Source organism: Streptomyces sp. F001 (assembly GCF_004187715.1).
Taxonomy (GTDB): Bacteria; Actinomycetota; Actinomycetes; order Streptomycetales; family Streptomycetaceae; genus Streptomyces; species Streptomyces flavusporus.
Window position 1 is genome coordinate 168891 of sequence record NZ_QZWF01000003.1, and the last position, 12465, is coordinate 181355.

At 69.1% G+C, this 12465-nt stretch carries 14 protein-coding genes; 11 read left to right on the forward strand and 3 right to left on the reverse strand.

Annotated features, from left to right (window positions below):
* The first annotated feature begins 78 nt into the window (after window positions 1-78).
* The gene (locus StrepF001_RS13945) at window positions 79-1665 is read left to right on the forward strand and encodes an FAD-binding oxidoreductase (RefSeq protein WP_129798580.1); all 1587 of its coding nucleotides are present in this window, start codon (window positions 79-81) and stop codon (window positions 1663-1665) included.
* Window positions 1666-1692: 27 nt separating this feature from the next.
* On the opposite strand, the gene StrepF001_RS13950 is transcribed toward StrepF001_RS13945, so the two are convergent.
* Both StrepF001_RS13950 and StrepF001_RS13955 read right to left on the reverse strand, forming a co-directional pair.
* The gene (locus StrepF001_RS13950; RefSeq protein ID WP_129798581.1) at window positions 1693-2397 is read right to left on the reverse strand and encodes a phosphatase PAP2 family protein; all 705 of its coding nucleotides are present in this window, start codon (window positions 2395-2397) and stop codon (window positions 1693-1695) included.
* A gap of 199 nt (window positions 2398-2596) precedes the next feature.
* On the reverse strand, window positions 2597-3622 hold the full coding sequence (locus StrepF001_RS13955; protein WP_206306876.1) for a bifunctional lytic transglycosylase/C40 family peptidase: 1026 nt from the start codon (window positions 3620-3622) through the stop codon (window positions 2597-2599).
* Between the two features lie 671 nt (window positions 3623-4293).
* Here StrepF001_RS13955 and StrepF001_RS13965 point away from each other — a divergent pair.
* The 5 genes from StrepF001_RS13965 (at window position 4294) to StrepF001_RS13985 (ending at window position 6160) form a co-directional block, all read left to right on the forward strand.
* A complete protein-coding gene (locus StrepF001_RS13965) occupies window positions 4294-5142 on the forward strand; it encodes a helix-turn-helix transcriptional regulator (protein ID WP_129798582.1) in 849 nt (282 codons plus the stop codon).
* 10 nt (window positions 5143-5152) lie between these two features.
* On the forward strand, window positions 5153-5338 hold the full coding sequence (locus tag StrepF001_RS13970) for a DUF397 domain-containing protein (protein ID WP_129798583.1): 186 nt from the start codon (window positions 5153-5155) through the stop codon (window positions 5336-5338).
* Entirely contained in the window at window positions 5331-5579 is a 249-nt protein-coding gene (locus StrepF001_RS13975) for a DUF397 domain-containing protein (RefSeq protein ID WP_129798584.1), read from the forward strand. Before StrepF001_RS13970 ends, StrepF001_RS13975 begins: the two co-directional genes overlap by 8 nt.
* A gap of 90 nt (window positions 5580-5669) precedes the next feature.
* Window positions 5670-5858: a toxin-antitoxin system HicB family antitoxin gene (locus StrepF001_RS13980; RefSeq protein WP_129798585.1), complete on the forward strand. Its 189-nt coding sequence runs from the start codon at window positions 5670-5672 to the stop codon at window positions 5856-5858.
* Window positions 5852-6160, forward strand: a complete 309-nt coding sequence (locus StrepF001_RS13985) for a type II toxin-antitoxin system PemK/MazF family toxin (protein ID WP_240797498.1) — start codon at window positions 5852-5854, stop codon at window positions 6158-6160. Before StrepF001_RS13980 ends, StrepF001_RS13985 begins: the two co-directional genes overlap by 7 nt.
* 269 nt (window positions 6161-6429) lie before the next feature.
* Here the strand turns inward: StrepF001_RS13985 and StrepF001_RS13990 are convergent, their stop codons facing one another.
* Window positions 6430-7221 (reverse strand): SDR family NAD(P)-dependent oxidoreductase, encoded by a 792-nt coding sequence (locus StrepF001_RS13990; RefSeq protein ID WP_129798586.1) that lies wholly within the window; start codon window positions 7219-7221, stop codon window positions 6430-6432.
* A 74-nt stretch (window positions 7222-7295) separates the two neighbouring features.
* On the opposite strand from StrepF001_RS13990, the gene StrepF001_RS13995 reads away from it, so the two are divergent.
* The 5 genes from StrepF001_RS13995 to StrepF001_RS14015 all read left to right on the forward strand — a co-directional run bounded on the left by StrepF001_RS13995 (window position 7296) and on the right by StrepF001_RS14015 (window position 12458).
* Entirely contained in the window at window positions 7296-7901 is a 606-nt protein-coding gene (locus StrepF001_RS13995) for a TetR/AcrR family transcriptional regulator (RefSeq protein ID WP_129799098.1), read from the forward strand.
* A gap of 316 nt (window positions 7902-8217) precedes the next feature.
* The gene (locus tag StrepF001_RS14000) at window positions 8218-8526 is read left to right on the forward strand and encodes a hypothetical protein (protein WP_006136301.1); all 309 of its coding nucleotides are present in this window, start codon (window positions 8218-8220) and stop codon (window positions 8524-8526) included.
* A 212-nt stretch (window positions 8527-8738) separates the two neighbouring features.
* Complete coding sequence (locus tag StrepF001_RS14005; protein ID WP_129798587.1) at window positions 8739-9560, forward strand: hypothetical protein; 822 nt, start codon at window positions 8739-8741, stop codon at window positions 9558-9560.
* Complete coding sequence (locus tag StrepF001_RS14010; RefSeq protein WP_129798588.1) at window positions 9550-10902, forward strand: hypothetical protein; 1353 nt, start codon at window positions 9550-9552, stop codon at window positions 10900-10902. Before StrepF001_RS14005 ends, StrepF001_RS14010 begins: the two co-directional genes overlap by 11 nt.
* Window positions 10899-12458: an SCO6880 family protein gene (locus tag StrepF001_RS14015; protein WP_129798589.1), complete on the forward strand. Its 1560-nt coding sequence runs from the start codon at window positions 10899-10901 to the stop codon at window positions 12456-12458. The genes StrepF001_RS14010 and StrepF001_RS14015 overlap by 4 nt, the downstream gene beginning before the upstream one ends.
* Window positions 12459-12465: the final 7 nt, after the last annotated feature.

A 12465-nucleotide genomic window follows, 5' to 3' on the forward strand; every position in this document is an offset into this window, starting at 1 on the left:
ACGCAGACCGGCATTCCTGGAACCCCGACGCCGGCGGACCCGTCTCGATGGACGAAGACGGCGGAAACGGGAGGCACCATGGAGCGGCGGACGTTCATCAGCGGCGGGGCAGCCGCGATCGTGGGGGTGGCGTCGGCAGCATGCACCAGCGGCACCGGACCCGCCAGGGCCTCAGCCACCGCCGGCCGGCCGCCCACCTCCCGTACGCCGGCCCGCCCCACCGCCACCACGGCCGCCACCACAGCCGCCGCCACCACGGCCGCCGCCTGGACCGCCCTGGCCCGCGACCTGGACGGCACCCTGATCCGCCCCTCAGACGCCTCCTGGGCGACGGCCAGCCAGCTCTACAACACCCGCTTCGACACCCTGAAGCCCGCCGCGGTCGCCTACGTCGCCCACCCGGACGACATCCGCACGACCCTCGCCTACGCCCGCGCCCACGACATCCGCGTCGCCATCCGCAACGGCGGCCACTCCTACGCGGGCTGGTCCTCCGGCAACGGCCGACTGATAGTCGACGTGTCCAAGCTGAACCGCGTCCGCGCGAGCGGCGGCACGGCAGTCGTCGGCGCCGGCGCCAAGCTGATCGACGTCTATCGCGCGCTCGCCGCCAAGGGCGTGACGATCCCGGCGGGCTCCTGCCCGACGGTCGGCGTCTCCGGCCTGGTACTCGGCGGCGGACACGGCGTCGTCTCCCGGGCGTACGGCCTGACCTGCGACAGCCTCACCCGGGCCACGCTCGTCACAGCGGACGGCAAGCAGCTCACCGCCGACGCCGACGAGCACAAGGACCTCTTCTGGGCCCTGCGCGGCGCGGGCAACGGCAACTTCGGCGTCGTCACGGAACTGCACTTCCGTACGCACCCCGCCCCGCAGGCCGTCTCGGCGTATCTGAGCTGGCCGTGGGCCAAGGCTGCCGCGGTCGTGAAGGCCTGGCAGGAGTGGGGCCCGGACCAGCCCGACGAGATCTGGTCCTCCCTCCACCTGGCGAACGCCGCCGGAGGCACCCCCACCGTCTCCGTCGCCGCGTTCTCCCTCGGCACCTACGGCGAACTCCAGAACGCCGTCGACCGCCTGGCCGCCCGGATCGGCTCCCCGGCGAGCAACGTCTCACTGAAGCGGCGCTCGTACGAGGAGTCCATGGAGGTCTACGCCGGCTGCTCGTCCTTCGCGACGGACGCGCAGTGCCATCTGCCGGGCTCGACACCAGGGCGCTCCCCCGAGGGTGCGCTCGGCCGCGAGACGTACGCCGCCCGCTCCGACTTCTTCGACCGCTCGATCTCGGCCACCGGCATCCAGACGCTCCTGTCGCAGCTGACGTCGGTACGCGGCGGCTCGGGCAGCATCGCCCTGACCGCACTCGGCGGCGCGGTCAACCGCGTCTCCCCGACGGCGACGGCCTTCGTGCACCGCCGCTCCCGGATGCTGGCCCAGTACATCGCCGCCTGGCGCGCGGGCACGTCCGGCTCGACGGCCCAGTCCTGGCTGACGTCGGCACATCGGTCGATGCGCCCGTACGCCTCGGGCGCGGCCTACCAGAACTACACGGACCCGACCCTGACGAACTGGCGGAAGGCGTACTACGGGGATGCGGCGACCCGCCTGACGCAGCTGAAGCGGATCTACGACCCGAACCGGGTGTTCACGTCCCCCCAGGCACTGTGAGACAGCCGAATGCCCCCTACACGCCCCTCACGCAGCCAGGTCCCGCTCCTCGGAGTCGGCCGGCTCCTTGCGGCTGCCCGGGATCAGGGTCTCCTGGCCGGGCGCCGAGGATCTGCGGCGGATCAGCCGGCCGGCCCGGGGCGACCGCTCGACGGCCTTCATGACCGGCGTGAGCAAGGCCATGGCCGGCGGCGACAGCAGCAGGGCGACCGCCGTGCCGAGCGCGAATCCGCCGATGACGTCCGTCGGGTAGTGGACACCCATGTAGACCCGGAGGAACCCTTCGAGCAGGGCGAGCCCGATGCCGGCGAGCCCGAACTTCCGGTGGGCGACGAAGAGACCGACACCCATGGCCATGGTGAGGGTGGCGTGATCGCTCACGAACGAGAAGTCGGTCTTGCCGGAAACAAGAACATCCAGCCCCTCATGGCTGACGAAGGGCCGGGGCCGCTCCACGAACCCCCGTATCGGCACGTTCACCAGCACCGCGATACCGGCCGCCAGCGGCGCCCACACGAGCGCGGCGACGGAGGAGGCCGCCTCCTCGCCGCCACGCCTACGCACGGACCACCAGCACCACACCACGAGCAGCACCACGGCGAGCAACAGCCCGTACTCACCCACGAACTCCATGATCCGGTCGAACCAGGACGGTGCGTCCTTGGCCAGACCGTTGATGTCGTAGAGCAACTCGACGTCAGGGTTCGACCCGGATTGCGCGAGTCCAGCCATGGTGCAGCGGGCCCCTTCGTCGTCGTCTCCGCGGGCACAGGTGCGTGCGCCGCTCTGCCACCCCCGTGGTGTGTAGATCCGCGTGGCTCGGCTACGTCAACAGGAACGCACGACTCCCCTCACTGCGTTCCACACTCCACTGAATGATCACGCAGACGTTATCGAAGAGAGACTCATCGTCGCAGCTCAGGGGGGAGGTTTACGTTCGGTTCGCCCCGGATCCGGCGGTGGCCGGGAGCGCTTTTGCGCCATCTTCGGTGACCCGGGTGGCACCGAAGTAGTCAGGGGTGTCGATCGGGTCGAACCGGATGACAGCCCCCGGCCTCGGGGCATCGATCATGTACCCGCCCCCGACATAGATCCCCACGTGCCGAATGGCCCGCGAATTGGTGAGGTCGTCCGAGAAGAACACCAGATCCCCCGGCAGCAGCTCCTCGCGCGAGGGATGCGGGCCGGCGTTGTACTGATCATTGGCGACGCGCGGCAGCGTGATCCCCACACTCTCGTACGCGGCCTTGGTCAGCCCCGAGCAGTCGAACCGTCCGCCCTGCTCCGCCGTACCGTTGCCGCCCCAGAGGTACAGCGTGCCGAGCTTCTCCTGCGCGTAGTGGATGGCACCGGCAGCCTGCTCGGAGGGATCGACCCGCCCGACGGGCGCGGCGAAGCTCTGCTCGAGGGTCGTGATGGTCTTCACGTAGTTCTGGGTCTCCTTGTACGGCGGCACGCCCCCGTACTTGATGACCGCGTACGCCCCCGCGTTGTAGGCGGCGAGCATGTTCTTCGTCGCGTCCCCCGGCACGTCCTTCACATACGAGGCGAGCTCGCAGTCGTAGGAAGCAGCCGACGGAATCGCGTCGTTGGGATCCCAGACGTCGCGGTCCCCGTCCCCGTCGCCGTCGATCCCGTGCGTGGCCCAGGTGCCCGGAATGAACTGCGCTATTCCCTGCGCCTGCGCCGGGCTCTGGGCCTTCGGGTTGAACCCGCTCTCCTGGTAGAGCTGGGCGGCGAGGAGGGCGGGGTTGATGGCGGGGCACATATTGCCCCACTTCTGCACGAGGGGCTGATACGCCGCGGGCACGGCTCCCTTGGCCAGCTTCTTGCTCGCCCCGTTCACCCCGTTGACGAGGTTCCCGGCGACGATGTACACCCCGACGACGAGCAGCATCACCAACGCGACCCCGCCCCCGACGGCGACCACCACGATCCACGCCTTACGCACCGTCAACCGCCCCTCGCCGACCGGGAGTACGCCCACGTCAGTGTAGAGGCGGCGGCTCAGGCACGGGACTATCGCAAGCCTCTGACACTCCCACAGCAGTTTCCGCCCTTCGCCGCGTCTGGCTCCACACCCCAGGCGTCGGCGCAGGCATGTACGATGCAGCCGCGGCCGCGTTCCGGCGTCGTCGGGGTGGTGACCCGGGCCGTTCCCGTGAAGCCGGGCGGGACTCGGGGTCCGTGTCCCATACGGCCACCCGCAGCCGGCCCAGCTCGGCCGAGCGCAGGCGGAGGGCATAGGGACCGGTGGTGTGCAGGTGCGCGTTGGCGAGGAGTTCGGCGGCGACGAGTTCCGCGGTGGGGGTGAGGTCGGTGAGGTCGTGGGCGGCGAGGACGGCGCGAAGGGTCGCGCGAGCGATGCCCGGTGCGCGTGGATCGTGCGGGAGTTGGAGGGTGTAGGTCCAGGGCGGGGATACGGTGGGCATGGAAGTGTCCGATCAGGTAGGGGGGTTGAGGTGGGCCCAGTGACCTCGCCGCTCCGTCGAGCGGGGCACTTCTGGACGGTGGGCGCCGCACAAGAAAGGTAGCGTCGAGTTGTAAGTTATTAGACCCAGATACCTGAACTGCTTCAGACTTCATGCGTGTGGGTGACACTGCCGCCGAAGGAGAGCGACATTGGCCATGAGAGGCAGCCCCACTGGGCGTCAACTCCGGTTGGGAGCCGAACTCCGCAAGATGCGCGAGCGGGCGGGCCTGACCTCGACACAGGCGGCGCAGCTCCTCGGTATCAAGCAGAACCAGGTCAGCAACATCGAGGCCGGCCGCCATGGCGTGAGCCCCGAGCGCCTGCGTACCATCGCCTGCCATTACGACTGCGCGGACAAGACCTTCGTAGAGGCGCTCACCGCCATGACGCCCGACCGCAAGCGGGGCTGGTGGGAGGAGTACCGCGAACTGGTCCCCGGCCCGCTCCTCGACCTGGCCGAACTGGAGCACCACGCACGGGCGTTGCGCAGCACCACGACGGCCCGCATCTCCGGCCTGCTCCAGACGCGCGAGTACGCCCTCGAGATCTTCCGCCAGGCGGTCACCGAGCTCTCACCGCCCGACATCGAGTATCGCCTCTCCTTCCGCATTAAGCGGCAGGCGATTCTCCACCGCGAGGACAGCCCCACTCCGTACGAGGCGATCCTCCACGAGGCGGCGCTGCGCATGAAGGTCGGAGGTCCCTCCGTTGCCCGAAAGCAGCTGCAACACCTGCTCGACATGAGCGACCGTGACCACATCACCCTGCGCGCCATCACTTTCGACGTCGGCGCCTACCCCGGGTCCGGTCAGTCGATCTACTACGTCCACGGCTCCGTACCGCAGCTGGACACCGTACAGCTCGACCAGTCCCACGGTGCCACGTTTCTCGACGCCGAGGCCCAGCTGCACAAGTACCGGACGCTCCTGGCACGGATCGAGGCAGTGGCACTGAGCCCGGAGAAGACCCGAGACCTCATCCACGACGTGATGCGAGACCTGTGAGGGAACACCTATGAACCTGCCCTGGCAGAAGTCCACCTACTGCAGCGAAGGCGAAGCCTGCGTCTACATCACCGCCACCCCCGAAACGATCCTCCTCACCGAGAGCAGCGACCCCACCGACGCGATACTCACCGCCACGTCGGCCGCCTTCGACGCTCTGATAGCCGCCCTCAAAACGGAACCGCGCCATGGCTGACATCCCACCCGACCTCACCTGGACCCGCGCCGCCCCGCCGGAAGCAACCGGTCCCGGCCCCTGGATCGAGATCGCCTTCGGCGAGGGCGGCGACGGCGACGCCCCGGTCTACCTCCGCGAAACCAGCGCCCCGGACGTCATCGTCACGACCAACCGCCGCAAGTGGGACGCCTTCGTACTCGGCGCACAGGCGGGCGAGTTCGACCACTTCGCAGAGGGGATCGAGGAGGGGAGCCCCTGAGAGGAGCCAAGCGCCGACACCGGGGCACGTCGGCTGGACTCGGCACATTCGGCCAGAAGCACTTCGGTATGACTCGGGTATGATCCAGGTATGACCACGAAGATCACCGTGTCGCTGTCCGACGAAACCGCCGGTTACGTTCGTGCCCACGCGCCTGAAGGCAATGTGTCCGCGTACATAGACCGCCTCATCCGCCGACAGATCACGTTGGACGCGGCCAGGGAGCTGGCCGCCGCCGGTTACCGCCCGGATCTGGACGGCGAGGGGGACGCGTGGTGAAGCGGGGTGACATCTGGCAGGTCAAGGGCACCCAGGGCGAACGCACTGTGTGCGTCGTCAGCCTCGATGGGCTCGACGAAACCTTCGGCGCCTGCCTGGCCATCGTGCTGCATCCACCTGGCGCCTATCCGGACACCATCATGTCCGTGCACCTGAACGCTCCCGTGGAAGCCGTCGCCGTGGCTCTCAACATCACTCAGCTCAAGACAGCGCGCTTCCACGACGGCACCCACCTCGGAAACATCGGCCCGGACGCCCTCGCACGCATCGACCAGGCCCTGCGCGCAGTCCTCGACCTCTGAGGGAACGCCCCAGCGGCAAGGAGACCCACCGCCCGGTATGACGTGACCGTCGGGGCCGCCCGCTTCCGGGCCGCTCGCTCGCTTCTCACCCGTGCTGGAGCGAGGCGAGTCAAGGGTGGCCCGCAGGGCCATCGCCGAAGGCGACGCGGAATGCAGCGCAGCGGAGTAGAGCGGAGTGGAGCGGAGCACCCTTTACTCGCCTCGCGGAAGCACGACACCGACCAAGAAGCGGGCGGCCCCGACGGTCACGTCACCAGCAGGCAGCCATGTCACGCCCTCCCGGCCTCCACCCCGCTGGCCGCCCCCAGCGGGAAGCTCACGCCCGTCAGTTCCTCCGACACCGTCCACAGCCGCCGAGCCGCCGCCGGGTCACTTGCCGCGGCCGAGCGGCCCACCAGGGTCGGTGCGCCCCGCATCTCGCCCAGCCCGTCGGGTCCGACGTAGCCGGCGCCCGGCAAGTCCTGGACCGCCGCGTACAGCGTCGGCAGGGCGCCCGCCTTGTCGTCCTGGGCGAAGAACCTGTTGCCGAACTTCATGAACGCCCGCATCACCGGATTCCCCACGTGGCTCTGGAGGTTGGTCGCCGCGTACCCCGGGTGGGCGGCAAGGGCACGGACAGCCGAGCCCGATTCCGCCAGACGGCGCTGGAGTTCAAGAGTGAAGAGCAGGTTCGTCAGAGCGAAGTGGCCCAGATGGTTCGTGCCGAACTGCATCTCGAAGCCGTCCCGCGTCCGCTGCCTCGGGAGCATCATCACGCCCGCGTTGTTGATCAGCAGGCTCAGGGGGCGCCCCTGCCAGGCCTCCGCAAACTCCCGTACGGAGGACAGGTCCGCCAGATCCAGGCGCCGGACCTCCGTGCTGCCGTTCACACTCGCCGCCGCGCCCCGGCCGCGCTCCGGATCCCGTACGGCGAACACCACATGCGCCCCCGCGCGGGCCAGCGCATCGGCGGCCGTCAGCCCGATGCCGCTGTTGGCGCCGGTGACGACGGCTGTGCGGCCCGTGAGGTCGGGGAGGTGGGTCACATTCCATGTGCTCGTCTTGCTTGTCTTCTCAGCCATGACTCGAATGTAGGCGTCGCCTACAATGCTGTCAACGACAACAAAGGTGACACCGACAACATCAGGTTACGATGATGTCCATGTCCGCAGCCAGCCGCCCCTACCACCACGGAGACCTGCGCTCTGCCCTGCTCGCCAGCGCCGAGCGCACCCTGCGGGAGAAAGGGGTCGCCGCGCTCTCCCTGCGGGAACTCGCGCGCGAGGCCGGCGTCAGCCATGCCGCCCCCGGCCGGCACTTCAAGGACAAGCAGGCCCTGCTCAACGCCCTCGCGCTCACCGGATACGACCGGCTCGCCCAGACCCTGGACACGGCCGACGACCCCGCCCTGCCGCTCCAGCCCCGGCTCACCGCCCTCGCCCGCGCCTACCTGGCGTTCTCCGTCGACAACGCCGCACTGCTGGAGTTGATGTACGCCCGCAAGCACGAACCCGACGCCACCGAGCGGATGGCCGCCGCCATCGACCGCACGATCGGCTCGCTCGAGCGCGTACTGGCCGACGCCCAAAAGCGCGGCGAGATCGTCGAGGGGGATCCCGAGCACCTCACCCTCGTCACGGGCGCAGCGCTGCACGGACTCGCCTCGATGACAGCCGCCTGCATGCTCACCCCCGAAGCCGCCCTCGGCACTGTGGACGAACTGGTCCACCACCTGCTCCACGGCCTCAAGCCCCGCCCCTGAAACGCGACCACGCGCGCGGAGGATAGCCTTCATCCGGCGAACATCGACACGACCTCTCACCCGACCGACCGTCAAAAACGGCCCCAGGGCATGGAAGATGCTCAACGACGGAACCACATGACGGGTTTCGTTCCCACCTCGTTGCCCGGCGTGACCTGCCGTGATACACAGAGTGACGATACGAGGTGTTCGTACGAAACCCGCCACTCGATGACGTCAAGTCGACATACGACAGCGCCATTGTCGGCGAGAATGAGGCCTGACCTCTGCGCACCGCAGGGGACTGCGGAACTACCCAACAGGGGCGGTGACTTACATGCTCTTTGCGGCCGACGAGGGAGACATCAACACCATCATCGGGGGGATCGCTCCGGACTGGGGCCCCTTCGGCAGCCTGGGCAACGAGGCGAAGGTGATGATCGAGGTCGTGATGGCGGTGGCCATCCTGATCTGTCTCGGCATCGCCATCTGGGGCGCCGCCAAGCAGCGCATCGGCGCGACGGCCCTGCGCGACACCTTCAGCGCGGAACAGGGCAAGGGCCTCATCATCGCCGGCCTCACCGGGGTGTTCATCATCGGCTCACTCGGCACGCTCTTCACCATCGTGTACGGCATGGCCGTATAGGCCCCGCCCCTCCCTTCCGGGCACGCCCGGTCCGGTCCCCCTCCACCCCACCCGCCCGTCGTGCCCACCGGCTGAGGTTGCGTTTCCCTGATGTCCCTGATGTCGAGTCACCACACCGCGCCCGCGCGGGAACCAGCACGGCTACCGTCGTACATCTACGCGTTCAGTCGGTACAACGGTTTCCGCTACGACGTCGAGGGGGCGTACGCGGCATGAGTCTCGGGGACGAGCACGAAGCCTCCGGCGGTTACGGCGGTACGGGACACACCCGCACCCGCCTGCCCGACGGCGACCCCTACGGGGGTGCGCGGCGCGGCCGGTCATCCTCCCGGAGCCTGGTCACGGTGGTCGGCGTGGTGGTCCTGCTGATCGCCGCGATCGCATTCGCCAACCGTGGAGGAGACGATTCCGAATCCACGGACACCGCGGGCTCCGGCCCGGAGGCGGCGCCTACGGCGGCGAGTGGGGAGAAGCCGGTCCAGGCCGAAGCAGGGCGGATTCCCTCGGGGTTCGCCCAGTCCGAGCAGGGGGCACAGTCGGCTGCGGCCAACTACTCGGTGGCGCTGGTTTCGGCTGACATCCTCAAACCGGCCCGGCGTACCGAGATCGTCCGGCAGCTCTTCGTCGCCGACAAACAGGCCGAGCTGGAGGCCAAGTTCAACCAGAGCTACTCCAAGGAGTTCCTCAGCAGTATCGGCTTGGACGCGAACGGCAACGCGAGAGCGGGCAATACCTACGTCTCACGCACCACGCCCATGGGCACCAAGGTCACGAGCTACTCGGACACGGCCGCGACCGTCGAGGTCTGGTGCACCGGGGTCTATGGCACAGCGGGGGAGAAGTCGACCAACCCGGTCACCAGTGACTGGTTCACTCTGACGCTCCGACTGCGCTGGGCCGACGGCGACTGGAAAGTCGAGAGCTTCGCCCAGAAGGACGGCCCCGCCCCCGTTCCCGGCGACAATCAGGCGTCCGGCGCCGACGAGATGAGCAAGGCCGTCGAGGAGTACGGAGGCTTCACTTATGCCCGGTAAGCCGCGCCGCGCGCTCAGGCTCGCCGCCGCTGTCACCGCCGTACAGACCGCCGTCGTACTGCTGGCCACCCGAGCTGCAGCGGCGCCGACGCCGTCCCCGTCCCCTTCCGACGACAACTGCGACCTGATCGTCGGCCCCGCCAAGGACTACTGCGAACGCGACGGCGGCGACAGCCGCACCGGCGGCAGCTCCCCCACCCTCGACCCCACCTCCACCCTCGACCCCACCTCCACCCTCGACCCCCTCTCCTCCCTGGCCCAGGGCTGCGCCGACGCCGCCTCCTGGACCATCGACAAGCTCAGTGAGGCCGTCAACGACACCGCGAACGTCGACTTCACGAACGCCAGGTTCCTCCAGCAGTACGCCGTCGTCTTCGCCGCGTCGACGATCCTCACCCTCCTCCTCTGGCTGCTGGCCGTCGCCAAGCGAGCCGTCCGCGGCGTCCCCCTCAGCACGGCCGTCGGCGAGGCGATCGGCTTCCTCTGGCTCACCGTCCTGGCCTCCGCCTTCACCCCGCTGATCCTGTACACGGTCGTCTCGGCGACGGACGGCGTCTCCGACGTCCTGGCGAAAACCACCGGCGACCAGACGGACGCCTTCTTCGGCAACTTCTCCGGCGCCCTGAAGAAGGGCGAGGACATCGGCGGCGGCCCGATCATGCTGATCGTCGTCTCCCTGGTCTCCATCCTCGCCGCCGGCGTGCTGTGGCTGGAGCTGGTGATCAGGGCCGCGCTGCTGTACGTCGGCGCACTGCTCGGCACCGTCGTCTACGCCGGCCTCGTCGACAAGAACCTGTGGGGCCACGTCCGCCGCTGGGCGGGCATCATGATCGCCGTCATCCTCGTCAAGCCGGTCATCGTCATCGTTCTCGGCCTCGCAGGTGCCCTCTCCGCCGACGACGGCCCCGACGCCTTCTCCGCCGTCGTCTCCGGCCTCGCGATCATCCTGCTCGCCATCTTCGCCTCCGCGATGATCTACCGCTTCGTCCCCGGCTTCGGCGACGAGATCGCCGGCTCCCGCAACAACCGCATCATGCAGAGCGCCGAAGGAAAGGCCGCCGCCGTCATCAGCTCCCCGGCGACCCTGGTCGCCCAGGGCATCAAGACCCACAGCACCCGCGCCGACAACAACGGCGGTCAGTCCGGCGCCAACTCGGCCCCCCGTCCCGCCAACCAGGCCTCCGGCGGCGTCGCCGCGCACAGCTCGCGCCCCTCGAACGGCGGCGGCGGATCTGTCCCCTCCGCCGCACCCGCGCCGCGCTCGCCCAGCGCGGTGAACACCCCACACGCCAGCAACACCCGCAACAGCAGTACCAACCGCACGGGAGGTGAAGGGCGTTGACGACCGAGTCCCACCTGTCCCATCCGGTCACGCCCCGCCGTACATATCTGATCGGCCGCGCCCGGCCGAACGCGATCGTCGGCCGCAACCGCGAGACCGGCGAGATCGCGCTGATCATCGCGGGCGCGTTCCTGGGCATGATGTGCGGGCTGCTCGTCCCGGTGCTCTCCCTGCGCATCGTGCTGCTGATGGGCTTCCCGCTGCTCGCGCTGGCGGTGGTCTACGTGCCGTACAAGCACCGTACGCTCTACAAGTGGTTCGAGATCAACCGCAGTTACAAGCGCACCCTCCGCTCGGGCGCCGCCTACCGCTCGGCCGCCATCGAGGCCGGCACGCGTCTCGACGGGCGGGAGGTCGAGATCGGCCCGCCCCCCGGCATCGGCCGCATCACCTGGCTCGCCGCACCCTTCGGCCCCGACGAGATCGCCGTACTGCTGCACGCGGACCGCAAGACGGTCACCGCCGCCATCGAGATCGAGGGCCCCGGCGTCGGTCTGCGCGACTCCGAGGACCAGGAAGCCCTCGTCGACCGCTTCGGCACCCTCCTCAAGCACGTGGCCAACGGCGACGGCTTCGTCACCCGGCTGCAGATGCTCGCCCGCACCCTCCCCGCCGACCCCGACGCCCACGCCAAGGACGTGGCCGTACGCGGCGACGACCGGGCCCCGGCATGGCTGCAGCAGTCGTACGACCAGCTCCAGTCGATGGTGTCGACGAGCAGCGAGCAGCACCGCGCGTATCTCGTCGCCTGTATGCACTACACCCGTGAACTCGCCGCCGAGGCCCATGCGATGGCCCGTGCCGCCCGCCCCCACGGCGGCGGCAAGGTCGACCGGGACGCCGGGCTGGCGGTCGTCATGGCGCGCGAACTGACGGACATCTGCTCCCGCCTGCAGGAGGCCGACATCCGCGTACGGCAGCCGCTCGGGCAGGGACGGCTGGCCTCGCTCATCCACTCCATGTACGACCCGGACCATCCGATCGACCACATCCAGGCGATGACGAAACGCAATGCCTGGCCGGCCGAGCTGGACGCCATGGAGCCGACGTATCTCCAGGCGAAGACCCGCGAGTCCACCACCCGTGCCCCCTGGTGCCATGCCACGGCCTGGGTGAAGGAGTGGCCGTTGACCCCGGTGGGCGTCAACTTCCTGGCGCCCCTCCTCGTCCACACCCCGGACGTCATCCGAACGGTCGCCGTGACGATGGATCTCGAGCCCACCGAGGTAGCCATCGAACGCATGCTGACCGAGAAGACGAACGACGAGGCCGAGGCCTCCCGCGCCGCCAAGATGAACCGCACCGTCGACCCGCGCGACGTCGCCGCACACAACCGTCTCGACCAGCGAGGAGAAGACCTGGCGAGCGGTGCGGCAGGGGTGAACCTGGTCGGCTACATCACCGTCTCCTCCCGCAACCCGGAGGCGTTGGCGCGCGACAAGCGGACGATAAGGGCCTCGGCCGGCAAGTCGTATCTGAAGCTGGAGTGGTGCGACCGCGAGCACCACCGGGCCTTCGTGAACACGCTCCCGTTCGCCACCGGAATCCGAAGGTAGGGGTTGA